Origin of the sequence: Paenibacillus sp. RS8 (assembly GCF_041956825.1) — a bacterium.
Classification (GTDB): Bacteria; Bacillota; Bacilli; order Paenibacillales; family Paenibacillaceae; genus Paenibacillus_AQ.
Map to the genome: position 1 here is coordinate 6781036 of NZ_CP168131.1, position 25045 is coordinate 6806080.

The 25045-nt window shown below is 46.1% G+C and carries 23 protein-coding genes and 1 other annotated feature; of the genes, 1 reads left to right on the forward strand and 22 read right to left on the reverse strand.

Annotation, left to right across the window (positions count from 1 at the left end; translation table 11 throughout):
- Positions 1-117 precede the first annotated feature (117 nt).
- Positions 118-1089, reverse strand: coding sequence for an RluA family pseudouridine synthase (locus tag ACDZ28_RS31795; RefSeq protein ID WP_339287654.1), 972 nt, complete (start codon positions 1087-1089; stop codon positions 118-120).
- Entirely contained in the window at positions 1082-1594 is a 513-nt protein-coding gene (gene lspA / locus ACDZ28_RS31800) for a signal peptidase II (protein ID WP_042130207.1), read from the reverse strand. Before lspA ends, ACDZ28_RS31795 begins: the two co-directional genes overlap by 8 nt.
- Before the next feature lie 246 nt (positions 1595-1840).
- Here lspA and ACDZ28_RS31805 point away from each other — a divergent pair, with 246 nt between their 5' ends.
- The gene (locus tag ACDZ28_RS31805; protein ID WP_375103688.1) at positions 1841-2566 is read left to right on the forward strand and encodes a TraR/DksA C4-type zinc finger protein; all 726 of its coding nucleotides are present in this window, start codon (positions 1841-1843) and stop codon (positions 2564-2566) included.
- A gap of 426 nt (positions 2567-2992) precedes the next feature.
- Here the strand turns inward: ACDZ28_RS31805 and ACDZ28_RS31810 are convergent, their stop codons facing one another.
- The 20 genes from ACDZ28_RS31810 to mraY form a co-directional block, all read right to left on the reverse strand.
- Entirely contained in the window at positions 2993-3364 is a 372-nt protein-coding gene (locus ACDZ28_RS31810) for a DUF5665 domain-containing protein (RefSeq protein ID WP_375105457.1), read from the reverse strand.
- Positions 3365-3620: 256 nt separating this feature from the next.
- Positions 3621-6713: an isoleucine--tRNA ligase gene (gene ileS / locus ACDZ28_RS31815; RefSeq protein ID WP_375103689.1), complete on the reverse strand. Its 3093-nt coding sequence runs from the start codon at positions 6711-6713 to the stop codon at positions 3621-3623.
- Positions 6714-7084: 371 nt separating this feature from the next.
- Positions 7085-7359, reverse strand: a binding site (T-box leader).
- Positions 7360-7599: 240 nt separating this feature from the next.
- Positions 7600-8112: a DivIVA domain-containing protein gene (locus ACDZ28_RS31820; RefSeq protein ID WP_042130215.1), complete on the reverse strand. Its 513-nt coding sequence runs from the start codon at positions 8110-8112 to the stop codon at positions 7600-7602.
- A gap of 229 nt (positions 8113-8341) precedes the next feature.
- Entirely contained in the window at positions 8342-9124 is a 783-nt protein-coding gene (locus tag ACDZ28_RS31825) for an RNA-binding protein (RefSeq protein ID WP_375103690.1), read from the reverse strand.
- Between the two features lie 9 nt (positions 9125-9133).
- Entirely contained in the window at positions 9134-9373 is a 240-nt protein-coding gene (locus ACDZ28_RS31830; RefSeq protein WP_042132388.1) for a YggT family protein, read from the reverse strand.
- A gap of 34 nt (positions 9374-9407) precedes the next feature.
- Positions 9408-9848 (reverse strand): cell division protein SepF, encoded by a 441-nt coding sequence (locus ACDZ28_RS31835; protein ID WP_042130218.1) that lies wholly within the window; start codon positions 9846-9848, stop codon positions 9408-9410.
- Between the two features lie 11 nt (positions 9849-9859).
- A complete protein-coding gene (locus tag ACDZ28_RS31840; RefSeq protein ID WP_339287656.1) occupies positions 9860-10546 on the reverse strand; it encodes a YggS family pyridoxal phosphate-dependent enzyme in 687 nt (228 codons plus the stop codon).
- 3 nt (positions 10547-10549) lie between these two features.
- The gene (pgeF, locus tag ACDZ28_RS31845) at positions 10550-11407 is read right to left on the reverse strand and encodes a peptidoglycan editing factor PgeF (protein WP_375103691.1); all 858 of its coding nucleotides are present in this window, start codon (positions 11405-11407) and stop codon (positions 10550-10552) included.
- Between the two features lie 135 nt (positions 11408-11542).
- Entirely contained in the window at positions 11543-11896 is a 354-nt protein-coding gene (locus ACDZ28_RS31850; protein WP_042130223.1) for a YlmC/YmxH family sporulation protein, read from the reverse strand.
- A 163-nt stretch (positions 11897-12059) separates the two neighbouring features.
- Positions 12060-12842 carry an RNA polymerase sporulation sigma factor SigG gene (gene sigG, locus ACDZ28_RS31855; RefSeq protein ID WP_036683631.1) on the reverse strand — a complete coding sequence of 261 codons (783 nt, stop codon included), beginning with the start codon at positions 12840-12842 and terminating at the stop codon, positions 12060-12062.
- A 78-nt stretch (positions 12843-12920) separates the two neighbouring features.
- Positions 12921-13640, reverse strand: a complete 720-nt coding sequence (gene sigE, locus ACDZ28_RS31860) for an RNA polymerase sporulation sigma factor SigE (protein ID WP_375103692.1) — start codon at positions 13638-13640, stop codon at positions 12921-12923.
- Between the two features lie 93 nt (positions 13641-13733).
- Entirely contained in the window at positions 13734-14681 is a 948-nt protein-coding gene (gene spoIIGA, locus ACDZ28_RS31865) for a sigma-E processing peptidase SpoIIGA (RefSeq protein ID WP_375105458.1), read from the reverse strand.
- A gap of 461 nt (positions 14682-15142) precedes the next feature.
- Positions 15143-16264 carry a cell division protein FtsZ gene (gene ftsZ, locus ACDZ28_RS31870; RefSeq protein WP_042130228.1) on the reverse strand — a complete coding sequence of 374 codons (1122 nt, stop codon included), beginning with the start codon at positions 16262-16264 and terminating at the stop codon, positions 15143-15145.
- 61 nt (positions 16265-16325) lie between these two features.
- Complete coding sequence (ftsA, locus tag ACDZ28_RS31875) at positions 16326-17588, reverse strand: cell division protein FtsA (RefSeq protein WP_076117264.1); 1263 nt, start codon at positions 17586-17588, stop codon at positions 16326-16328.
- 354 nt (positions 17589-17942) lie between these two features.
- Positions 17943-18713, reverse strand: a complete 771-nt coding sequence (locus tag ACDZ28_RS31880; protein WP_042130232.1) for a cell division protein FtsQ/DivIB — start codon at positions 18711-18713, stop codon at positions 17943-17945.
- Between the two features lie 63 nt (positions 18714-18776).
- On the reverse strand, positions 18777-20060 hold the full coding sequence (gene murA / locus ACDZ28_RS31885) for a UDP-N-acetylglucosamine 1-carboxyvinyltransferase (protein ID WP_042130234.1): 1284 nt from the start codon (positions 20058-20060) through the stop codon (positions 18777-18779).
- 308 nt (positions 20061-20368) lie between these two features.
- Positions 20369-21481 carry an undecaprenyldiphospho-muramoylpentapeptide beta-N-acetylglucosaminyltransferase gene (gene murG / locus ACDZ28_RS31890; RefSeq protein WP_341114470.1) on the reverse strand — a complete coding sequence of 371 codons (1113 nt, stop codon included), beginning with the start codon at positions 21479-21481 and terminating at the stop codon, positions 20369-20371.
- A gap of 5 nt (positions 21482-21486) precedes the next feature.
- On the reverse strand, positions 21487-22584 hold the full coding sequence (spoVE, locus tag ACDZ28_RS31895; RefSeq protein WP_042130238.1) for a stage V sporulation protein E: 1098 nt from the start codon (positions 22582-22584) through the stop codon (positions 21487-21489).
- 54 nt (positions 22585-22638) lie between these two features.
- The gene (murD, locus tag ACDZ28_RS31900) at positions 22639-24060 is read right to left on the reverse strand and encodes a UDP-N-acetylmuramoyl-L-alanine--D-glutamate ligase (protein WP_341114471.1); all 1422 of its coding nucleotides are present in this window, start codon (positions 24058-24060) and stop codon (positions 22639-22641) included.
- 3 nt (positions 24061-24063) lie between these two features.
- On the reverse strand, positions 24064-25029 hold the full coding sequence (gene mraY, locus ACDZ28_RS31905; RefSeq protein ID WP_042130241.1) for a phospho-N-acetylmuramoyl-pentapeptide-transferase: 966 nt from the start codon (positions 25027-25029) through the stop codon (positions 24064-24066).
- Between the last annotated feature and the right edge of the window lie 16 nt (positions 25030-25045).

The following is a 25045-nucleotide window of genomic DNA, read 5'->3' on the forward strand; positions in this document are numbered from 1 at the left end:
TCTGTGATAAAAAATAAGGATAAAGAATAAGGCATAACCTTCTCTTTATCCTTATGTTATTAAATATGATGGAAAGCAGAGTTCAATACCATAGACTATTTATCACTTCATTTGTACTTATCTGCTGCGCAATGCGAGTAGAACTTCTTCCATGTCTTCCGGAATAGGTCTGCTGAATTCTTTATATTCACCTGTCGTAGGATGAATAAATCCAAGCACCGCCGCATGTAATGCCTGTCCATTCATAGTTGTTCCCTTGCTGCGACCGTAAACCGGATCGCCCACAAGCGGATGACCTATGAATTTCATGTGCACTCTGATCTGATGCGTGCGACCAGTCTCTAGCTGCAACTCCAGCAGTGTACATTCGCCGAAACGCTCCATCACCGTAAAATGGGTCACAGATTTCTTGCTGTTCTTTTCCGTTACAGTGTATAGCTTGCGATCATGTGGATCTCTACCGATCGGAGCGTCAACCGTTCCTTTGTCATGCGACAAGTTGCCGTGCACAACAGCTATATAGCGGCGTGTTACACTGTGCTCTTTAAGCTGTGCTGCGAGCGATGCGTGACTGGCATCATTCTTAGCCACCATAATAAGACCAGAGGTATCTTTATCAATACGGTGGACAATACCCGGACGAATCTCACCGTTAATACCGGACAGATCCTTGCAATGATACATCAGTGCATTCACCAAAGTGCCTGACGGATGACCAGCTGCTGGGTGCACAACCATTCCACGTGGCTTATTAATCACAATGACATCGCTGTCTTCGTATACAACTTCAAGAGGAATATTCTCTGGGATCAAGTCCGTCACTTCTGCTTCTGGTACGACAATGGAAACTTTATCGCCTTCTGAGAGCTTATAGTTAGCTTTAACCGGTGCCCCATTAACCGTAACATGCCCGCCACTGATCCACAGCTGTACCTGAGAACGAGAAATATCCTCTTCCCAAGATTCCGTAATATATTTATCAATTCGCTCCCGCGCGTTCTCCGCCGAAACGGTCCACTCCGTGACGTCCCTCTCTTCTTCGCTCGTAGATGCCGCTTGGTGATTGACGTCTTTACTCAAATCATTCATTCCCTTCTTTTACTTCCTTTGCTTCTTTTACTTCTTTGATTTCCGTGATTTCTTCACCATTCTTAAGATCGCGGAAGGAGTCCAAAAGAATCAACCCAACCCCAATGACGATACATGAATCCGCAACGTTAAAAATCGGGAAGCTATAGCTTCCAAAATTAAACAGAAGGAAATCGACAACCTCACCACTGATCATCCGGTCTAGGAAGTTACCAATCGCCCCACCCAGAACAAGCCCAAGGGCAACCGATAGCATCTTCCGCGAATGTCTAGTTTTGTTCAAGTACCAAACGATACCTGCAACCACTACAACCGTAACTAAAAAGAAGAACCATTGCTGACCTTGTAGAATCCCAAAAGCAGCCCCGCGATTACGATGTGAAGTAATTAGGAAGAAATTACCAATTACCGAAATCTGTTCCCCAATCTCCAGACGTGTGGCAATGAGATACTTCGTTCCCTGATCCACCAAAAATACAATAAGAGCAATCAAATAGTACACCACAGAAGTTGTCACTCCGTTCTTATTTTTCCCGCCAAATGCGGTACGAATACTGTTATAAGACTTGTATATTGTAGCACAGCCCTTAGAAGATCGTCTATTGCGTGACACCTCTCGGGTGCTTAATCTTGGGGACTATTTTCCATCGCTAAAATAACGCCTCTCAGGTCAACCTAACAAAGAACCATCCGGTGCAAATCGGTAAGTCGGAAGGATTCTTAAAAAAGTACAGAAAGGAGCTTACTCATCATGACGCACCTGACAGTACAGCAGCTCTCAGAGCTACGCGCCCGATTAGAAAAAGATCGTGATACTATTCAGCAAAGGCTTCAGAATAATGAAAATTACGGCTTACAGGAATCCATGCGAGATGGCACCGGAGAACTTTCCGAGAATGACAACCATCCGGGGGACGCAGCCACCGATTTGTATAATCGCTCTATGGATATTTCACTGCTTGAGCGGGACGAGCATGAGCTGGATGATATCGAAGCTGCTCTCTCCGCAATGGATGAAGGCACCTACGGGATATGTAAGGCTAGCGGTAAACCGATCCCTTTTGAGCGTTTATCTGCCATTCCTTCTACACTTTACTGTAAGGAGCACGCCCCACGTCAAAATGCACCTTTTACTCGGCCAATTGAAGAAGAATTTTTGTCTCCTCCATTTGGGCGTACCAGTCTCGATGAGCGAGAGGATCAAAACGGCTTTGACGGTGAAGATGCCTGGCAGATAGTAGAAAGCTATGGCAACTCCGATTCCCCCGCTATGGCGGAGGGCAGCAATATTGACTCTTATAACGATATGGAGATTGAAGCGGATGAGCTGGAAGGCTGTGTAGAGCCTTGGGAGAACTTTATCGCCACCGATATTACAGGGAACCATTTAATTGTAGTACCGGGACGCAGCTACGAACGCTATAAGGATAGTAGCGAGGGAAGTTACATGCTTGATCCACTCGAAGGCGAAGAGTAAAAGCATTATCCCTACTAGAAAAATGAACAGCGTGCGGTTCCAATTTTATTGTGGAATGCCCGCTGTTTTTTTGTTTTTTTATGCTCTATGTCATTTTGTTAAGAAAATGTTCAGATTCAGATGTTAAACTGATCTAACGCATGATGAAATCGACATACAAGGAGTGTACCGTAGTGAATCACGATTATTTCAAAAATGTACAACAACTCAGTCATGAAGATGACCGACGATATTTATTATTAATGAGAGGCTTACGCATCATACACGAGGAAAATAAGCAGCGCAGCCCTCTCCAAAGATTAAAGAAGGAAAGGTCAGGACTGGGGAAAAACATAGAAGCTCAAGGTTGGGTAAATCCACCTAAGAAAATGGAACGGACTCTAATCTCTCCTACAACCCAAATAAAGACGGCTTCGCCTTAACAAGCTATTTGAATTCCAGCTGACGCTGTACAATCCGTACAATATCCGCAATATAATCTCCGATGATCGGTAGATTCAAGGCTCCAAGCCCCTGAAGGACATAAATGATCGTTGCCGCAAAAAAAGTAAAGCCTAGCGCGATCCCAACTCCACGAGCCGTTCCATATAAGATGTTTCGCCAAATGAGACTCCAAGGTGAATATAGCAGCTCTGTATACTTATAAATTCGTGATTTTTCTAAAATATGGGCCCATTCAAAGGTTAATCGATACATTGTATTCATTTTTTCTTCCAGTGGAATATCTTCCGGATTACGATGATCTGCTGTTAAACGCTCAGGGTTTGCCTCAGGAATAACCTTTTTCTCCGCTCCCATGTCTGGGCTGTTCTTGTTGCCGGATGTCTTGACGGAGATTCTGTTCTTCTGATCCTCCACAGCCACAGCTCCTCTCATACGTCTATACTCGCCCACAAAGTAAACGAGCCCGGTCAAAGAGAATGAATCTCCTTGAGCACGAGGCTCGTTATTTTTTGCGGGCGAAATATAAAGACTATATTTCCCGCATAAACAGAAGTTCTCCGTTTACACTTGTGCCGCTAGTATATGCTGTTTTGGGACAGGTAATGCAGATTTACGCTCCAATATGGATACCGATAGATTTACCACCAACATCTACCGTTTCAAAAGCGTGTTCTCCGCCAAAATCAACCGTAGTCACAAGTACATTGTCTCGCAATACATTCTCAAATGCTGTAACTGCTGCTTTAAGCTCATCGTCTACATTCAGCGTGAGTGCGATCCGTTTCTCGATCGGCAGATCCAGACGTTTACGGTAGTCTTGAACCGCACGAATGATCTCACGAACCCAGCCTTCTTGTTCAAGCTCAGGCGTGATTTCGGTATTGAGCGCAACCGTAATTCCATATCCAGAAGCTGCGGCGAAACCTGCTTTGGCTTGTTTTTCAACGAGTAGCTCTTCGGAAGTGATTACAAGCTCTTCTCCCTCTGGCGACGCAATCGTGATTGAGCCATCTTGTACCGCTTTGCGGGTAGAGTCACTATCCAGAGCTTTCAGGAAGCCTTGCAGGAAGCCAACGTTTTTACCGTATTTTTTACCGGCAACCTTAAGATTCAGCTTAAGTGTGAAATCCACAAATCCGCTATCACTAGTCTCCAGCACGATGTTCTTGATGTTGATCTCTTCTTTGATGATCTCTTCATACTCAGACAAATGGAAGTCACGGTTCATCGAAACGATCAGTTCAGACAGTGGTTGACGATTCTTAATGCCTGTTTCGTTACGCACGTTACGCGCCAGCTCAACGATCTGTCTTGCACTTTCCATATCCTCTTCCAGCTCTTTATCGATCAAGTTCTCATCAGCAACCGGATAATCTGCTAAATGCACGCTTTCTCCGCCGCCAAGGTTCGTGAAGATATCTTCAGACAACATCGGTGTAAATGGAGCCATCAAAGAGGCTGTCGTCAAAAGCACATGGGTCAGTGTACGATAAGCATCCAGCTTATCTTCACCTAGACCACTCCCCCAGAAACGGTCACGGGAACGACGGATATACCAGTTACTGAGCTCATCCACAAAGTTCTCAATCGCTTTGGACGTGTTTACGAAGTCATTTACCGCAAGTCCTTTATCTACCAAAAGAATCAAGCTGTTCAGACGGGATAGAATCCAGCGGTCCAGCTTATGTTCGGATACTTTAAAAGGATGATCGGCTGGATCGTAACCATCGATGCCTGCATAAAGCGTCAAGAACGCATGTGTATTCACCAGTGTATCTACAACTTTAGATTTGGTTTCCCCTACAAGACCACGGGAGAACCGTTTGTTGTTCCACGGTGCACTGTCAGACAGAATCGCCCAACGGAAAGCATCCGTTCCGTATTCATTCATGATTTCCCAAGGATCAATAACATTGCCTTTGGATTTGGACATTTTTTGACCGTTCTCGTCGAGGATATGGCCTGTAGCGATTACCGCTTTATATGGTGCTTTACCTTTAAACAAGGTAGATACTGCTAGCAAGCTATAGAACCATCCACGGGTCTGGTCGATCCCTTCACAGATCATATCCGCTGGATACTGATCATTCAGCTTATCTTCGTTCTCAAATGGATAGTGGCTTTGGGCAAAAGGCATTGAACCACTGTCAAACCAAACGTCGATAACTTCCGGTGTGCGAACCATCTCTGCACCTTCACTGAAAGGACTACGTAGCTTGATCTTATCTACAAAAGGCTTATGCAGCTCGATATCCTCAGGCACATCACCAATTGCCATCGCTCTCAGTTCTTCAATGCTGTGTGGAGCGAACTCTTTGCCCGTTTCTTGACATACCCAAACATTAAGCGGTGTACCCCAGTAACGATTACGGCTGATATTCCAGTCCACCAGTTCATCCAAGAACTTACCAAAACGGCCTTCGCGTACATGCTCAGGGTACCAATTTACGCTGTTGTTGTTAGCAATGAGCTGATCCTTGATCGCTGTAGTGTTGATGAACCAGCTGTCTGTTGCGTAATACAAGAGCGGTGTATCACAACGCCAGCAGAACGGATAGCTGTGCTCGTATTTTTCTTTACCGTAAAGTAATCCTTTTTCAGACAAAGCTTTAACGATATCCAAATCGCAATCTTTTACGAAGCGCCCGGCAAAATCAGACACTACATCGGTATACTTACCGGAATTATCAACCACGTTTACGAAGCTGATACCGTTCTCGCGGCAAGTCTTGTAGTCATCTTCACCATGCGCTGGTGCCATGTGTACGATCCCTGTACCGCTGGAATCTGTAACGAAGGAAGCACCTACGATGACATTGCTTTTCTCTGCTTTGATGTATCCGAAAGGAGGAGCGTAAGTTTTGCCGATAAACTCGGAACCTTTATGTGTCGAAAGGACGGTGTGCTCGCCTTTCATTACTTCTTCCACCAAATTCTTAGCAACGATGTACACACCATCTTCTTGTTGTACACGTACATAATCCATGTCAGGGTTCATGGCTAAAGCCATGTGCGCTGGCAATGTCCAAGGTGTAGTCGTCCAAGCTAGTACGTAGTCTCCACTGTCATCCAGTTTGAACTTTGCAGTCGCACTAAGATCCTTGACGGTTTTGTAGCCTTGAGCTACTTCGTGGGAGCTTAGGGTAGTCTGGCAGCTTGGGCAGTAAGGGCTAACGCGGTGTCCGCGATAGAGCAACCCTTTGTCATGCACCGTAGCCAAGATGTTCCACACGCTTTCGATATATGTGTTATCCAAGGTTACGTAAGGATTATCTAAATCCGTCCAGTATCCGATACCCTCTGTAAACTCGCGCCATTGCTTCTCGTAGCCGAAGACGCTGTCTTTACATTCCTGAATGAATTTCTCTACACCATATTCTTCGATCTCTTGTTTACCGGAGATCCCAAGCTTCTTTTGCACGCCTAGCTCTACTGGAAGACCATGTGTATCCCAGCCCGCTTTACGTACCACACGATAGCCTTTCATCGTTTGGTAACGACCGATGAAATCCTTGATTACACGGCCCAGCACGTGCCCGATATGCGGTGCACCGTTCGCTGTAGGAGGACCTTCGTAAAATACATAGTTCGGACGTCCTTCACGGTTCTCCATGGATTTGCGGAACGTATTTTCGTCGCTCCATTTCTTCAGTATGCGGACATCTCTTGCCCGCGCTTTTTCTCTGACATCTACTTTTTGCATGTGATGGTCAATCCTTTCATGATTTAGTCTCTGAGCGACCTTGCACAGCTGGTCGCACGTGCTTTTGTTCTTGGCACCCGAGCCGCGATCCCGCAGGGCAGCAGGGGCTCGGGGGGCCAATTCGCGATCTTGCGCAGCTGGTCGCTCACCGCTTTTGCCGTGAAGGCCCCGCAGGCGAACCCGCCAGGGGAGCCTAAGAAGGGCCGCTCCTTCAGCCACATGAGTCCGTTCGCTTCCACCACCGTACCCATTTGCACGAGGCTTTACTTTGCGGGTGTCCAGAGGGCGGCAGCCCTTGGGGTCCCCCTTAGCAAGGGGGATTTAGGGGGATGGCCCGCCCCGGAACAACAAAATAAGCGTCATCCCACCCCCAAAGGGGCGAGACGACGCTCGCGATACCACCCTAATTCTGCGCATGAGCACATCCTTAAGGGGAGTGTATTCAGCACAATCTCAGTCCCGCGCGTAAATCTCATGCACAGGTCCGGTGTAACGTCCGGCAGACGGCTAAGCTTACGCACGATCAACGCTTCAGCTTAACTTCTAGGGGAAGATCTTCCGGCAGGGTTCGAACAATCGGCTCTCAGCAATCGCCGACTCTCTGGAGAACGTTACCTTGTCGTACTTGTCCCGTCATCGAATACATATAAACATTATACAGATATGTTCTATTTATAGACTTTTTGAGTCTAAATGTCAACAACCGCTTGCCAAATCCGCAAATAGGAGCATACCTGCGATGGCGGAAGATCCTTTATTATGATCGATTTTAACGGAAAATAAAAATAGAGGGAATAACCCCCTCTATTTAGCCAATTCTGGTTTGAAATTATAAAAGTCCAAAATCCTTCCTACTCACAAACCAAATCAGCATTCATCACAATGATTAGATACGATGTAGAACATCATCCTTAAAAGTTACGTTCTCGCTCGCCTCACGACTCTCCAAGGCATTCCAGTCATCCTGTGACAACAGCTCCAGCTGAGCTTCCACCAATGTCCGGAAACGAGTACGATAGATTGAAGCTTGCTTGCGCAACTCTTCAGTCTCAATAGCAACTTTACGGGATTTGGATAACGCTTCGTTAATAATCCGATCTGCGTTCTTTTCCGCTTCCTTGATAATAAGCTGCGATTCCTTCTTGGAGTTGTTCTTCACATCATCTGCCGCTTCCTGAGCGACTAAGATCGTCTTCGATAAACTCTCTTCAATGTTCACAAAATGATCCAAACGCTCTTGAATGGACAAAAGCTGATTCTGCAGCTCTTTGTTCTCACGGATAACACTTTCGTAATCTTTAATTACTTGATCCAGAAATTCGTTGACCTCGTCCTCATCATAACCGCGAAGTCTCCGAGAGAACTCCTTGTTATGTATATCGAGCGGTGTTAATGGCATGCTGTGCACCTCCTAGAAATTTCGGACCTTCTAAGTCTCTGAACCATACCTGTGCAGCAGACAAAGAAGAAAGACTGTACTTCAAGTAAAGGCAGAGGATATATATCGACGATCCAACTGCCATTCATGGTTCGCCTCTTCTATAAAATATCGGCGTCCTGCTTTAAAAATGTTTGATTCCCTCGAAATAATCAATTTCGACAAGTAAAGCCGGATTCCTGCAAGGGATTCACACAAATTTACCAATTCGAACACGGTATCGGCCCTTTTTCGTCAAACTACCGACTTCTAAAACCTTGAAACGACCGAATCCTTGAATAGATACCATGTCACCATCTTTAAGTCCGCAGGAAGGGTCTTCCTCCACTTTCCAATTTACCCGAACGCGTCCAGCCTTGATGGGAGCAAGAATTTTGCTGCGGCTAAGCCGTGTTACATCTGCGGCAATGCCATCCAATCGTAGGGACGCTACAGTCAAATCCATCATTTCCAGCTTCACCTCACTATTACGCAAGGAAGAAAGTGGCAATACCTCCGTACTCACCTGTATCCGGTGTACTCCAGTTAAATTCATAGCTAGATAATCCGCAATATCTGCAGCTACCACCACATGACAGCCATCATCCAGAACATGAATGTCCCCGATTTTACCGCGTTTTACTCCGAGCCCTAGAATAGCACCCATGTAATCCCCATGCTCAAGCGCCAGAAACTTCTGTTCACCAGAGGTTATCGCAAGAACCTTCAGCTCCATATCCTCTTGATCCAGATCACGATAATCGGGAGCAACGAGCGCTCGCTTTCGTTCTGCCTCTGCATGCCCCCCCTCCCATCTGACAATTACATCAGGATGGCGGTTGACGAGACTTTGCAGAATAAAGCCTTGGCGCGGGTCTAGAAATTCGGTCAGTTTCGTCTCATGATATTCTCCGGCATGGGTAACCCATTCCCAAGCCTTGTCCACAAATTGTCTTTCATCGGGATGAAAATGCCCGTAAACTTCCGTCTTCATCACTTCTGCCTAAAAAATTAAGTGCAAAATGGATTTGAGTCCACCTGCCGCAAATTCCAAGACGAGTAGTGCAATGATCGGGGAAATATCAAGCGTACCGAAGAGTGGCGGAATAAACCGACGAAATGGTGTTAAATACGGTTCAACAAGCTTGCTTAGCAGTTCACCAATAAAATTATCACGAACGTTTGGCAACCACGACATCAGTACATAGAAAATAATCATGTAAAAATAAATATTGAAAAGCATATCAATAATCGAATCAATTTGGAGCAAAGCTCATTCACCTCATTCTGTTATATTCTGGATCGTCACCGAGGATTTCCGTGATAGCACCTTGAATTTCAACGGTATCTGGCGTGCACATAAATATATTGCCCCCAATTTTAGAGATTCCTCCCCCAAGGGCATAAACAGTTCCACTTAAAAAGTCAATAATTCTCATCGCTTGATCATTGCGAACACGCTGAAGATTGATCACTACCGTCCGGTGAGAACGGAGATGGTCCGCAATTTCCTGAGCCTCATCGTACGAACGTGGCTCATAAAGTACAACTTTTACATTCTTCTGCGAATGGATACTGACAACGTTGCCCCTTTGATTTTTGCGGGTTTCGACAGGGGCTGGCTCATACTCATCCTCTTCGTGGATTTGCTCCCGCTCCACAACTTCTTCTTCCTCCTGCAAGCCCAAAAAACTCATAAATCGGTTCATAACGCTCATCACGATCCCTCCTAATGGCCTACTAACACCGTACCTAGGCGTACCCAGGTAGCTCCTTCCTGTATCGCTACCTCAAAATCATTCGACATTCCCATCGATAGCTCCGTAATCGGCTCAGGTGTCAAAGCAAGTTGATTGAGCTCATCGCGCAGCTCACGAAGTCCGCGAAATACAGGACGGGTAAGCTCCGGATCACCTTCTAAAGGCGCCATTGTCATTAGTCCAATTACTTTTACACGGTCGAGACTAGCAATTTCACGTAAAAATCCAGGTACTGCCTCAGGCGACAGACCAAATTTCGTATCTTCTCCAGAGATGTTCACTTGAAGAAAGACATTCACTTCTTGATCTGCGGCAATCGCCTTTTTGTGTAATTCTTGTGCCAGGGATATCCGGTCCAAAGAGTGTATATATTGAAACTTGCCAATAACGTCTTTAACCTTATTGGTTTGCAAATGCCCGATAAAATGCCATGTCCCTTGGTCCCCTAAAACCTTCCATTTATGCTCAGCATCCTGCCAGCGACTCTCGGCAATATGCTCTAGGCCTGCCGTAAGTACGGAGGACACCATTTCCAGAGAAACATATTTCGTCACTGCGATTACCTTGACGTCATTTCGATCCCGGCCGCTTGCCGCGCAGGCACGTGCTACACGTTCCTCTACCTCAGCAATTCTCTCCTGCAGTGTTAAAGCCAACTTTCAACTCTCCTTTATTCCGATCCAGCTCGTCATCCTACCTGTAACCCCATTTTCTTTACGATAAGAAAAGAACAAATCCTGATTACAGCTTGTACACCAAGATGTACATTCGATATGAGTCGGCAAGATTCCTGCTTTAATCATAATGCGTCGATTCATTTCTTTCAAGTTTAGCATGTATTTGTTCTTATCTGTGTCAGATGTTCTGTATAGACCTACAGTGTCAGCTGTTTCTGTCAGCTTGCTCAGCTCATCCTCCAATTGGCGAACATGCTCCATCACATAATCATCCACCTCATAACAGCAGTCGCCAATGGACGGTCCGATCGCTGCAATAATGTCCTGCGGATGGCTTCCGTAAATGTTCTCCATTTTACTCACCATGGCGGCTGCAATCTGGGCCACAGTTCCCTTCCAACCGGCATGCGCAAGACCGACGACTTGATGCACTGGATCATAAAAGTAAAGAGGCACGCAATCCGCATAAAAAGAAGTCAGCAAAACTCCCGGTACATCCGTAAGTAAACCATCCGTTGCCTGAAATGCCGAGGCTCTATCCTTTTGCCCACGACCACGATCAGCTTCCCTTACCACTGCTATTTCTGCTCCATGGGTTTGTTCTCCACAGGTCCAAGCTTCCGGCTTGAAATCAAGCGCTTCAGCAAGTGCCCTACGATTCTTTAAAACATCATCTGGAGCATCCCCAACATGAAATGCACAATTCAGGCTGTCATAAGGCTCTTTGCTAGCCCCTCCCTGTCTACCGGTAAAACCTGCTGTAATTTCTTTATGCTTCACACGCCAAGGCTCCAGATGGAGCAGCATAAGTGTTTCCTTTCCCTGCACAAACGGTTCCATTTCCTCACCTCCGCCTTAGTGTACCACATGTAAATACCCCCACAAAATGCCGATTAAGCTAGAAAGCTCAATTTATTAACTTTTTAAGCTATGTCATTTCGAATCTTTTTATAAAAAAACAAAAAACGCACCTAATTAATAAGTGCGCCGTTCGCTTCGGTCCCCTCGTTCCCCTCGTTCCAGATACATCGTCTCCCGCTCGTCCTGCCCTTGAGGCATTCTTGATTCCTCAATCTTCACAAGCACTACATCAGACCCGATTTTGACAATATTTCGCCATGGAATAATCAGATCTGTTCCACCTCCGAACAATCCCATAAACCGAGTGTATCCGGGAATTACGATGGCATCAATAACACCACGGCGTAAATCAAGCTCCAAGTCGCTGATTTGGCCCAGCCGCTTACCGTCCACAATGTTAATAACGTCCTTAGTCTGAAAATCAGAGATTTTCATTTTTTTAGCTGATCCTACATAATCCTCGTTCATTTCACCACCCCTGTACAATCAGACCTACAGTCCAATATATGTTATGAAAGCTTGGCCACATGCATGAAAAATCCCCACAAGTATATACTTCCTGAAACCATAAAAAGAGGAGATCACCTAGAATCCTTAAACGGATTCTAGATATCTCCTCATTTCAGACGATTTAAGACTTCACATGCTTTTGCATTTGCTGAATCGCAGATTTCTCTAGGCGTGAGACCTGTGCCTGTGAGATACCAATCTCATCTGCGACCTCCATTTGAGTCTTTCCTTCGAAAAACCGCATGGATAAAATTCGTTTCTCCCGCTGACCTAGCTTTCGCATCGCTTCACGTAAGGCGATTTCTTCGATCCACGACACATCCTTATTCTTATCATCGCTAATCTGGTCCATTACATAAATAGGATCGCCACCGTCATGATAGATCGGTTCGAATAAGGACACTGGATCCTGAATAGCATCAAGGGCAAAGACTACATCTTCCTTCGGTACACCAAGCGCTTCAGAAATTTCGAATATCGTCGGTTCCCGCGAATTCTGATTGGTCAGACTATCGCGTACCTGCAGCGCCTTGTAAGCAATGTCTCTGAGTGAACGCGATACTCGTATTGGGTTGTTATCACGCAAGTAGCGGCGGATCTCACCAATAATCATCGGAACCGCATATGTGGAGAACTTAACGTTTTGTGATAAATCGAAATTATCGATGGCTTTCATCAGACCGATGCAGCCCACCTGAAACAAATCGTCAACAAATTCTCCCCTGTTATTAAACCTCTGGATAACACTTAGAACGAGCCTAAGATTACCATTTACCAATTTCTCTCTGGCGGATCGCTCGCCCTGCTGCTGCAGCGAAGTGAACAGTTGCCGCATTTCCACGTTCGTTAGAACAGGCAGCTTAGCAGTATCCACACCGCAAATCTCGACTTTATTTCGGGTCATGATGATTTACCTCCCAAGGAGAAACATTACTGTACATTATCTCCCGGGCTGGCCATTTTATTCCTTGCTAATTTCACCCTACACCATCTTGTTAAACTCCTTACGTAGCCGCTTAATAATTCGTTTCTCCAGACGAGAAATGTAAGATTGGGAAATACCAAGCAGATCCGCCACATCTTTTTGTGTCTTTTCTTCGCCTCCACGCAGTCCGAATCGCAGCTCCATAATGAGTCTTTCTCGTTCGCTCAGCTTTTCCAGCGCCTTCTGCAGCAGCTTGCGATCGACCTGTTCTTCAATGTTTCGGTAAATGGTATCATTTTCAGTTCCTAATACGTCTGAGAGCAGCAGCTCATTACCATCCCAATCAATATTAAGAGGTTCATCAAAAGAAACCTCACTCCGTGTCTTACTATTACGCCGCAAATACATCAAAATTTCATTCTCTATGCAGCGAGATGCATACGTAGCTAGTTTTATTTTTTTCTCGGGATCAAATGTGTTCACCGCCTTGATTAATCCGATAGCCCCTATCGAAACCAGGTCTTCAATATTGATTCCGGTATTCTCAAATTTGCGAGCGATATATACTACGAGGCGCAGGTTACGCTCAATCAGCATGGCACGAACAGCTGCATCACCGCTGGATAGCCGCTGAAGCAGATACTCTTCTTCTTCCCGTGTCAGCGGTGGAGGAAGAGCCTCGCTCCCGCCAATATAATAGATTTCCTGACTCTTCAGCCCCAGTAGAAACAGCATGCGGTAATATTGCAGCTGCAGAGCAATTTTCCATTTGATCATTATTGTTCCTCCTCCAAGAAGTACACGGTTCGCATATGAAGCTTTCAATTCCCGCTTTCAGCCCTCAAAAGTTTAGCTCAGCTAGATTTAAGATTAGGAAGGTAGTGCTGCATCAGTAGTGCTCTCTCCTTGAGTTAAATCCGGATGAATGATCGCCCGATAGGCTCCATCTCCAGACAGTGTCCCGCCATCCAGCCCAATTAAGACTCTTTTACTATAAAAGGTATCTTCACCAAGCTTTATCGTTACAAGGTCAGGCTTCAGTGCGAGCATAAATGATGACCCTCGGTTAATCCCCCTATAAGGTACTAGCCGCATCCTATCCTGCCAGGCGAACGACTGCCCGTCCGTTTCTAGCAAAAGTCTGTCCGCACCATCCTGAGTGAGTCTCCCTTTCCATGCAGCAGGCAGATACCCCTCCCATAGCGTCGATTCCATCACCATCACCGGAATGCGAGTCAAAGGGTCACAGAGCCGGTTACCTGTGTCTAACAGGCCAGGACAGGAAACACTTACCCCATCAATTTCAACAACCACCTCACCGATATAGGTTTCAAGCTGCTCCCTTCTGATTCGTGAAGATTGCACTGCCTTGAAGCAGATTAACACCAGGGGAAATACCGCAATGACAAACCAAAAGCCGATCTTTAAGCCGTAAGCATGCCCTCCTGAAGCGGTGAACATAATACCATTCCAAATCTCGCTGGAGCTCTGCAGCAAATAGTGAATACCAACGATCCCACCCGCAGCTGCAAAATTGATAATATAGAAAGCTCCCATAGTGCGAAGGTAGCTTTGCAGACTCCCAAAACCAAAGGCAATCCATAGCATAACCACCGACAATCCAAACTTAATAAGGAAGGTATACATGAAAGACAGTTCCGGTACAAACATCATCACCACATACAGTGCGCCAACAAGTGCTGAGAGGATTAAACGCCACCATGAGATTCTCAGCTTAACCATCCAGCCTGTCAGCCACAAAAGAATTCCGTCGATCACTAGATTGGCGGCGAATATCAAGTCAATATAAACAACCAGTGCATTCACCTGCTTAATGGCGGAATCTATCCTGTAGCCAAAATGGATCAGGCTCTGTTTTTTGGACGATATGATTAGTATAGAAAGTCTCGCATTCAAAGTCTGTCTAAACTTGGGGGGCATTCTTGCGGTTTTTTTGTCGAGTTATAGCGCGTGAGGATTTATTCCTTCTTTATGGAAATTCTTTAAAACTGCAAATATATAGCTTTATCCTTACTTTTGGCTAGAAATCATTTTCTGGTGCAAGAAAAGCTGCAGATTGGCAGGATTCGCCACCGGACGGCGCTTGGCGGTTTCCAGTTATCGTTAACGTTTAGCCAACCATGGACATCTGTGAGCCACACCATGCTGTTGACTCTCTTGATCGATCCTTACTTACATGTATGCAAAAAAAACACCGTACCGCCATAGCTAATCAGCTAAGCGATACGGTGTTCTCATATAATCTTAATTCTCTTTAATTAATCGTTGTTGCCCCGAGTCCGATTACGCAGGAACGTCGGAATATCGAGCTGGTCAGAAGAACTCTGATTGCCGAAAGGACGTAAATTAGCTGAACTCTTATCCGGTGCTGCCGCAGGCTCGTTATTCGTCGAGACCGGACGACGTCCTGGAGTTTCAGGCGATGGTTTATGTTCAAAGCCAGTAGCAATTACTGTTACTTTGATATCATCCTTCAGGCCTTCATCAATAATCGCACCAAAGATCATATTCACTTCAGGATCAGAGGCGGATGTAACGATCTCAGCCGCTTCATTAACTTCATATAGAGAGAGGTTGGATCCTCCCGTAATATTCATGATTACGCCGCGGGCGCCTTCAATAGACGTTTCCAAGAGGGGACTCATAATGGCTTTACGTGCTGCTTCAGACGCACGGTTCTCACCATTTGCAATACCAATACCCATAAGCGCTGAACCGCGCTCTGTCATAATCGTCTTTACATCCGCAAAGTCAAGGTTAATCAGACCAGGAACCTTAATTAGGTCAGAGATACCTTGAACAGCCTGCCGGAGAACATTATCTGCTTCACGGAAAGCTTCCAACATCGGTGTTTTCTTATCAACGATCTCAAGCAAACGGTCATTTGGAATGACGATTAGCGTATCGACTTTTTCTTTCAAAGCTTCGATTCCAAGCATTGCCTGGTTATATCGTTTTCTTCCTTCAAAAGTGAACGGGCGAGTAACTACACCCACAGTCAAGGCTCCACACTCTCTAGCAATTTCAGCTATAACTGGTGCTGCACCTGTTCCAGTACCGCCACCCATCCCTGCAGTAACAAACACCATATCTGCGCCCTTAAGGGTATTAGAGATCAAGTCACGGGATTCTTCCGCTGCCTTCTTACCGACTTCAGGATTAGCTCCTGCACCCAACCCGCGGGTCAGCTTGTCCCCGATTTGCAGCTTGTGCTCCGATTTGGCCATATGCAACGCTTGGGCGTCTGTATTAACCGTAATAAATTCTACACCCTGAACGCCATTTTCAATCATCCGGTTGACAGCATTACTACCGCCGCCGCCCACGCCGATGACTTTTATTTGCGCCAAGCTCTCCATTTCAAAATCAAATTCTAACATATTGTTCCATCTCCCCCTCAATGTGCTTGGATGGCCAGTCCAAGTATATCTGGACTTACACTTATATAAACTCGCTGAACATGTTCTTTAGACGCTCGACAAACCCGGTCTTCTGAACCGTTTCCTGATTTGGAGCAGCGTTCTGCTTACTCCGGTTGACCGTCTTTTTGTTGCTGCTTCCGCCACTACTTCTTCCACGGAAGCTACGGACAACATTATGCAGGATACCGACACCTCCGGTAAACCCAGGGTCCCGCACACCGATATAATCCGGTACAGCAATGCGCACAGATGCGGCCAGCTCAGTCTGAGCCGCTTTTAATACGCCAGGCATCGAGACAGTTCCACCCGTTAGTATATAACCTCCAGGCAGTTCACTGTAACCAAGCCGTTTCACTTCCTGTTTAATCAGATGGAAGATTTCTTGCACCCGTGGCTCGATAATTGCCGCTAAGTCCTCTTGGTTAAATTCCTTCTCCACGTTACTGCCAATGCGCAGCACTTTGAAGACAACGTCAGAAGCTGCATCGTCAATCCATGCGCAACCATACTTCAGCTTTACTTTCTCCGCTTGATCAGTAAGTGTACGTAGTCCGTATGCAATGTCATTAGTTACAAATTCTCCTCCGATCGGAATCGTGGAGGTTGCACAAAGGGAACTTTCTTCGTATATGGCGATCGTTGTCGACCCGGCACCGATATCAACCAGAACAGATCCCATCGATTTCTCGTCCTTGGATAGCGCCAATCCACCAGCTCCAAGAGACATCAGCACAAGATCCTTCACTTTCAGTCCTGATTTCTCAACACAGCGTAGTAGATTATGTATTGGCGTCTTAGCACCCGTAATGATGGTTGCGTCAACTTCAAGACGAACGCCAATCATCCCGCGCGGGTCCTGAATACCTTCGAGACCATCGACGATAAATTGTTTAGGAACAACATCAATCACTTCTCGCTCCGGAGGCATTGCGATGACTTCCGCAGCTTTAATAACGCGATCGATATCATCCTCACCGATTTCACGATCCTCATTCTGAACGGCCACGACACCGTGGCTGGATTGCAGGCCAATATGATTACCGGAAATGCCTACATAAACCTCTGATATTTGAATACCCACCATTTGCTCTGCATGATCTATAGCACTTTTGATCGATTGCACAGTTTGGTCGATATCTACAATCGCGCCTTTACGTATTCCTTCCGAATCAGCAGATCCAACGCCAATAATATTAAAGGTTCCATTGGTAACTTCCCCAATTATTGCCCGAACTTTGGATGTACCGATGTCCAAACTAACAATGATGTCATTGTTGCTCAAGTCCTATGGCACCTCCTGTTATAATCGAAATAATTTGCATAACCTTATCCCTGTCCCGGGAAACTTCTCTGTACATATTCAACATACCTAACCCTTTCCCTCTTTTTTCTACAAATTTTTTGAACGGAATAATATTCCAACATCCCTTAATGTGAATAGTTAATCATAAATTTTTATAAGAATGACAAATATCACAAGAAATATAAGCCTTTTTTTGGTTATTTGAACATTTACAACCACATAAAGCATTATATTTCAAAAAAATCGAAGAAAAAAGAGGGATATAGCTTCTTGCCCGTAAATCCGATTGTAGCATTTTTTCAACTCTATTAGTAGGGACTATTGACCTCTACTCTACTCTTGCACATCTTTTTGCTCATCGCCCTTTTGCTCCTCACTTTCGACCTGAAAAGGAACATACGAGTCGGCTTCAAGCATCGTGATAAGTCCAGGCTCCTTGGTCTCTATTACCTGATTCAAATAGGACACTTTGCTCTTCAATAAAGAGATAGATGTAATCACCTCGAAACGGGATCTTGTATAGAGCTTGATACGGTCTGGAAATGACAAAGTTGGTGAGGGAACAATCTCAGAAATATCACTTGTCAACTCATTAGCAATACTTCCTAGCGTTTGACATAGGATAGCCTTATTAGGATCGGCTGGATCCCAGTTAGTTAATATAGGCTTCTCTACAGCAATACCAGTCTCATTAATAGACACCGCTGCCCCACTCGACAGAATCGCCTTTAAGACGCCCCCCTGTTCCAGTTCATAGGCCACCGCAGGGAATTCTTCAATCTTCACTGTGATTACCCCGGGGAAATCCTTCTTGACGGTCACATTCTTAACCGTCTTAAGCTCTAACAGAGATTGTTCCACATCTTTCGTAGAAACAGCAAAGAATTGTCCACCTATATGAATTCCACTTTGCGAGAGTAATTCTTCACTAGTAGAATACTTGCTTCCCTGAAAATCTATCACTGTAATGTGACTAATAGACGATCTAAAAAAAATCACAGCAAGAAGCGCAGTGAACAATAGCAGCAGGATCGCCGTAATTTTACGGCTCATTTTTTTCTTAGGCTTGTCCTCTTTAAGAAGAGGTAATCGGGTTGTTGTCATTCTCATATCTCCGTAATAAGGCCCTGTCTCCTTCCTAGCTAGAACTGAAGGAGACAGGGAGCTTTAATTGGCCAAATCAAGTGGATCCGGTATGGGTACCTTGCGGCTTATACGCGCGCCAAGCTTCTGAAACAGCATCTCTATTCCATCATACCCACGGTCAATGTGGTGTGCTTGCTCAACGACTGTAGTCCCTTGTGCAGCAAGACCAGCAATGACCAGAGCAGCACCAGCACGCAAATCAGTAGCTTCCACAGTAGCACCATACAATCTCTGAACACCGCGTATAAACGCACGATTCAAATCGATAGAAATATCAGCGCCCATCCGAGCCATTTCTTCAACATGCTTGAATCGTCCCTCAAACACCGTCTCTTTGATTACACTGAAGCCATCGGCAAGAGACAACAGCACCATGACCTGAGATTGCAGATCTGTTGGGAAAGAAGGATAAGGAGAAGTCACAATTCTCTCAACAGCACGCGGGCGCCCCATACAACTGACATTAATTATATCATTGCACACTGTGATTTGAACACCAGCCCGCTTGAGCACATGAATAAGCGAAGTCAGATGCCCCGCGTTGGCATGTGTCAAAGTCACATTCCCCCGTGTAGCCGCCGCCGCAATCATTACGGTTCCAGCCACAATCCGGTCAGGTATCACCTCGTACGTACAGGGATACAGGTTCTTAACACCTTGAATCGTAATGGTGTCCGTACCTGCACCTATAATCTGAGCACCCATACTATTCAAAAATTGCTGCAAGTCCTGTATCTCCGGCTCTCTCGCTGCCCCCGATATCGTTGTTGTACCCTCTGCCTTTGCGGCAGCCATCATAATATTCTCCGTTGCCCCTACACTTGGATAGTCGAGATGAATATCACTCCCTATAAGCTTAGAGCCTCGACAGAATATTCGTCCATTGCTCTCTTCGATCTCCGCACCAAGCGCCTTAAGCCCTTGTAGATGAAGATCGATTTTACGCTCTCCGATTGCACAGCCCCCTGGCTGATAGATCGTTACCTCTCCAAATCTGGATAACAGCGGTCCCATTAGAAAAATAGAAGATCTCATCTGCCGCATTAAATCCTCAGGGATATGAGATGTCCCGACGGCAGACGTATCTATCGTCACCGTATCCTCTTGATGCACGCACCTGCAGCCCAGCCGATCTAGGATGTCTAGCATAGTCTCGATGTCCAGCAGCTTCGGCACATTATGCAGTGAGTGAACTCCTTCGGCCAGCAGGCTTGCCGCTAGAATCGGCAGCGCCGCATTTTTTGCTCCATGGATACGAATGGTGCCTGACAGGGGATTTCCACCCTCAATCACCAATTTGTCCAATGTATCACCTCCGAGATTACCGCTCACCCACCACAAACACTTCCGTTACAAGCTCATATGAAATGTACAAGTATAAACGTCTTCGGCGTCCTTTATAAGGACGATAGGCGTTTAAGCGAGAAATATAAGGATAATGTATAACGTGAAACTTATACTTTCTTATATTTCAAGAATATCCTGCACTACATCTCAGGTTTGGAAGTGTCCTGGGTGATTGTCACGATTATAGGATTATCCTATGTTCGTTCCTCCAAGTGTGTGACAGAGAGCTGCCAATAAGGAAAACCCATATAGAAAAAGAGGATTTCTTAAGACTTCTTACCTGTAAGTCTTCTGAGCTCGCTTGTGATCACTGCTGCAGAATCTCTTTTGCCGAGTCGCTTGGAAGCCGCGGACATCTGCTCACGCACTGCTTCTGCTCCGATGATTTTTTGAACCACCTCATAAAGAGCCGTGCCGTTTAAATCTTTCTCAAGCAGCACCACAGCAGCACCCTCACGTTCCAGCTGTCTTGCATTCGCTTCCTGATGGTTGTTAGTCACGTTAGGAGAAGGAATGAGTACAGAGGGAATACCCAGCGCTGTAATCTCAGCGAGAAAAGATGCTCCAGCCCGATTAACGATCAAAGAGGTACAAGCCAACACCTCTGGCATATTATGAACATAAGGAAGTACATGCAACCAGTTTGGTAAGCTACCCAGCTTTTGACGCAATTCCACCCGGGTCTCTTCAAAATAGGGTTCACCAGTAACATACACATAATGAACACCATTACCCTTACCCACTAATGGGGCCATTTCAATCATGGCTCTATTAATAGCCTTAGCTCCCTGGCTGCCTCCAACCACCAAAACTACAGTACTGCCATCCGAAATACCCAGCGATGCGAATCCTCGTTGCGGACTTGCTGTAGTAACTGTTGTAGCACGTGGGTTACCAGTATAAATCACATGCTTGCTCCCCGGAAAAGAGGACTCTGTGCCTTCAAAACTTACGGCAACCGTACTCGCATACCGACTCAAAAAGCGATTGGTTAAACCTGGTATAGCATTTTGTTCATGGATCAAAGTAGGAATACCTAACCGGGATGCAGCATAAACAACCGGACCACATACATAACCGCCTGTTCCAATCACAACATCTGGCTTGAATTCTCTTAACATTTCTTTGGAAGCCTTAACACCCTTCAAGAAACGCATCACGGTCTTGACGTTGTCTATGGACAGCTTGCGCCGAAAACCGGTGATGTCAATAGATTTGAAAGGGATATTTTCTTGTGGAACAAGCTTACTCTCTAAGCCACGCGATCCACCTATATACAGGAAGGTAGATTTGCTATCTTCCAACTCCATTTGCCTAGCAACAGCGAGCGCAGGATAGATATGTCCACCCGTGCCTCCGCCGCTTAATACGATACGCATCTCTTTCACCTCGCAAAACGGGATAAGTTCAATAGAATGCCAAGGGATGTCAGCATCAGTGTAAGCGAAGATCCGCCATAGCTAATCAGAGGAAGCGTGATGCCTGTTACAGGCATTAGACCGATAACAACACCAATATTAATAATGACTTGCACAGCCACCATACAGACGATACCAACGGCCAGATAGCTTCCAAAACGGTCAGGCAGACTCATCGCCACCTTCATCCCGCGCCAGATTAGAATAAGAAATAGGATCAACACAGCCAAACCACCGATAAACCCCAGCTCCTCGGCCAATATAGAAAAAATAAAATCAGTTTGTGGCTCAGGAACATAACTGTACTTCTGCCGACTCATTCCTAATCCGAGACCACCGAGCCCCCCAGGACCGATCGCATATAGCGACTGAATAATCTGGTAGCCTGCACCAAGGGGGTCGGACCAAGGATCAAGAAAAGCGGTAATCCGCTGCAGCCGGTAAGGCGCTGCTGCAATCAAAGCAACAAACCCTGCCGCTCCAGCTACGCCAAGTGAAAGTAAATGCTTCATTCTAGCCCCAGCTGTGAAGACCATCATCAAGGCTGCACCAAACATAACAGTGCCTGTACCCAGATCCGGCTGCAGCATGATCAGCGCGAAGGCTGACCCAATGAGCGCAAGCGGTGGGAGCAAGCCGCGTGTGAAGGAGGTGATGTCGTATTCCTCTTTTCCTAGCCAGTTGGCTAAGAATAGAATCATCCCCATCTTCATGAACTCGGAAGGCTGAATCCCGAAAGAGCTAATTCCTAGCCAACTGCGCGCGCCCCCACGTACTACACCAATACCGGGGATAAGCACAATAACAAGTAAGAAAAAGCAGATCAGAAGTGCCGGCTTAGCCAGCTTTTTCAGCACCCTGTAATCGGTATTCGCCGTAACGAACATTGCGACTAGTCCCAGTCCTGCAAACAAAAGCTGTCTTTTTACAAAGTAAAACGAATCTCCATAATTGCGGAAGCCCAGAACGGACCCGGCGCTGTATACCATCACCATGCCGATCACCAGCAAAGATAGAATAGGAATCAGCAACCAAATATCGGGAGCATGACGAGTTTTGTTCATCAGGAGCACACCTCTTGCATCCGTAGTAGGGATGGGGCTTATCCACCCCCCTACTTAAAGGTTATGCACCGCCTCTTTAAAAATACGCCCGCGCTCTTCATAGGATGTAAACATATCCCAACTTGCACAGGCAGGAGACAAAAGAACGATATCTCCTTCTTCCGCCAGAGCGGAGGCTTCCTGCACAGCTTGCTCAAGCACGGCGGCGGCACTCTCCCCATTATCGACGGAGATAATCTGCTTTAATCCTGCCAGCTGCGCTACATTCGTTAGCTTGTCCTTAGTTTCCCCTAACGCTACTAGCGCTTTAACACGACCGCTCAGGACAGGCAGCAGCTCCAAATAATCGGAACCACGGTCTAATCCGCCAGCGATCAGCACTACGGGGCGTTTGAAGGACGTTAATGCCATAATCGTCGCTTTGGAGTTCGTTGCTTTGGAATTATTATAATAAGTGGCCCCAGCCTTATCAGCTACATACTCCAGCCGGTGCTCCACACCGCGAAACGAAGCAAGCACTTCGCCCAATAAAGAAGGGTCAGCTCCAGCAGCAATGGCAATGCCACATGCAGCCAGTGCATTTCCCACGTTGAAACGCCCCGGAAGGCCAATGGAATCTACATCAGCAATGATTGTTTCTTGTTCTGCAGATTCGCGGTAGATGATCCGGCGCTTCAGATCGTCGTCTTGATCCGTAATATAGGACGGGCTAACAAACACACCATGAGTGAGCTCCTCGGACATAGAGAACGGAAGAATAGTAGCCTTCATATATGGCACAAGTTCCCGGCAAAAGGGATCGTCCCAGTTCAGCACAGCCGTATCCGTAGCTACTTGATTAGCGAACAGCTTTGCTTTGGAATCGACATAATCCTTCATGCTCCCATGATAATCCAGGTGGGTCTCCGCAATATTCAACAAACAACCTATTTTGGGGCGGAAAGTTTCCGTACCTTTGAGCTGGAAGCTGCTGAGTTCGACCACCATCCAGTTATCCTCTGTAGCTTCTTGCGCAGCCTCACAGAGAGGCGTGCCAATGTTACCTGCAACAATCGGATTCATACCTGCAGCTTCCAGCATTTGACCTACCCAGGTCGTCGTTGTCGTCTTGCCATTGGATCCCGTGATGCCAATCATCGGCGCTGCACAAAGACGGTAAGCAACCTCTACCTCTGTAACTACTTCAATGCCAAGCTCAAGAGCCTTTTGCACAGGAGGCGCAGAATAAGGAATGCCTGGATTCTTAATGACCAGACTTACACCTTCATGAATCAGTCCATCCGGATGCCCACCGCTTATAACACAAATTCCCAAAGATTCCAATTCGGAAGCTTCGGGACTTTGATCTCTTTCCTTTTTATCGTTCACCGTAACTACAGCGCCTCGATCATGCAGCACTTTAGCAACCTGGACACCGCTTTTTGCGAGCCCAAGAACTACAACTTCTTCACCACGATACATATCTGGATGTTTCATTCGCTACAACCCCTTGCTAATAAATAGTCCAACAGCGGCTAATACCAAACTTACCGCCCAGAACGAAATTACCACACGCCATTCCGACCAGCCACCAAGTTCAAAATGATGGTGAATCGGGCTCATTCTAAATACACGTTTGCCACGGGTTTTGAAAGAGACCACCTGTATCACGACAGATAACATTTCCACCACAAACACACCGCCAATGATAAGAAACAGCAGTTCGCTCTTCGTGACAATAGCAATTGCACCTATCGCGCCGCCAATACCAAATGATCCGGTATCTCCCATGAACACCTTAGCTGGATGGGCGTTAAAGACCAGAAACCCGAGAACTGCCCCAATCATTGCCGCTGCGCACACTCCAGCTGCAATCGAGGTCGCCTGCATAGCTACAACAGCATAAGCCGCCAAAGCAATAGCACTTACTCCTGACAGCAAACCATCTACTCCATCAGTAAAGTTAACAGCATTCGTTACGGCCATCATCATAATGATAATGAATGGATAGTAGAAAAAGCCGCCCCAGTCAAAGCTGAAGTCAGTTCCAGGAACACTGATACTTGTGCTATGTCCAGCAGAAATTAGCAGACCGCACATTACAGCACCTACCAACAGCTGTCCGAACAATTTTTGACGCGCAGTAAGGCCCAACGAACGCTTGAATACGATTTTGATATAATCATCCAAAAATCCGATCAGTCCAAAACCAAGCGTAGCCACTAGTAGTACGTAAAAATCGTTATTTACCACAGAAAATTTCAGATAAGCCAATGTAAAAGCCACGATGATTACGATACCGCCCATCGTTGGCGTTCCCGCTTTCTTTAAATGGGATTGCGGTCCGTCATCTCGCACCTGCTGTCCGAATTTCATCCTGCGCAGAAGCGGAATGAAGAGCGGAGCGGCAATGACCGCAAGGATAAAGGAAACAGCAATAGTCAATAACAATAGTTGATAATCCATGGGTGCACCCCCTCCA

Coding starts and splice junctions, on each gene's coding strand:
- ACDZ28_RS31795 (WP_339287654.1), bottom strand. CDS start 1,089: ATGAATGATTTGAGTAAAGACGTCAATCACCAAGCGGCATCTACGAGC.
- ACDZ28_RS31805 (WP_375103688.1), top strand. CDS start 1,841: ATGACGCACCTGACAGTACAGCAGCTCTCAGAGCTACGCGCCCGATTA.
- ACDZ28_RS31810 (WP_375105457.1), bottom strand. CDS start 3,364: ATGGGAGCGGAGAAAAAGGTTATTCCTGAGGCAAACCCTGAGCGTTTA.
- ileS (WP_375103689.1), bottom strand. CDS start 6,713: ATGCAAAAAGTAGATGTCAGAGAAAAAGCGCGGGCAAGAGATGTCCGC.
- ACDZ28_RS31820 (WP_042130215.1), bottom strand. CDS start 8,112: ATGCCATTAACACCGCTCGATATACATAACAAGGAGTTCTCTCGGAGA.
- ACDZ28_RS31825 (WP_375103690.1), bottom strand. CDS start 9,124: ATGAAGACGGAAGTTTACGGGCATTTTCATCCCGATGAAAGACAATTT.
- ACDZ28_RS31830 (WP_042132388.1), bottom strand. CDS start 9,373: ATGCTTTTCAATATTTATTTTTACATGATTATTTTCTATGTACTGATG.
- ACDZ28_RS31835 (WP_042130218.1), bottom strand. CDS start 9,848: ATGAGCGTTATGAACCGATTTATGAGTTTTTTGGGCTTGCAGGAGGAA.
- pgeF (WP_375103691.1), bottom strand. CDS start 11,407: ATGGAACCGTTTGTGCAGGGAAAGGAAACACTTATGCTGCTCCATCTG.
- ACDZ28_RS31850 (WP_042130223.1), bottom strand. CDS start 11,896: ATGAACGAGGATTATGTAGGATCAGCTAAAAAAATGAAAATCTCTGAT.
- sigG (WP_036683631.1), bottom strand. CDS start 12,842: ATGACCCGAAATAAAGTCGAGATTTGCGGTGTGGATACTGCTAAGCTG.
- sigE (WP_375103692.1), bottom strand. CDS start 13,640: ATGATCAAATGGAAAATTGCTCTGCAGCTGCAATATTACCGCATGCTG.
- ftsZ (WP_042130228.1), bottom strand. CDS start 16,264: ATGTTAGAATTTGATTTTGAAATGGAGAGCTTGGCGCAAATAAAAGTC.
- ACDZ28_RS31880 (WP_042130232.1), bottom strand. CDS start 18,713: ATGACAACAACCCGATTACCTCTTCTTAAAGAGGACAAGCCTAAGAAA.
- murG (WP_341114470.1), bottom strand. CDS start 21,481: ATGCGTATCGTATTAAGCGGCGGAGGCACGGGTGGACATATCTATCCT.
- spoVE (WP_042130238.1), bottom strand. CDS start 22,584: ATGAACAAAACTCGTCATGCTCCCGATATTTGGTTGCTGATTCCTATT.
- murD (WP_341114471.1), bottom strand. CDS start 24,060: ATGAAACATCCAGATATGTATCGTGGTGAAGAAGTTGTAGTTCTTGGG.
- mraY (WP_042130241.1), bottom strand. CDS start 25,029: ATGGATTATCAACTATTGTTATTGACTATTGCTGTTTCCTTTATCCTT.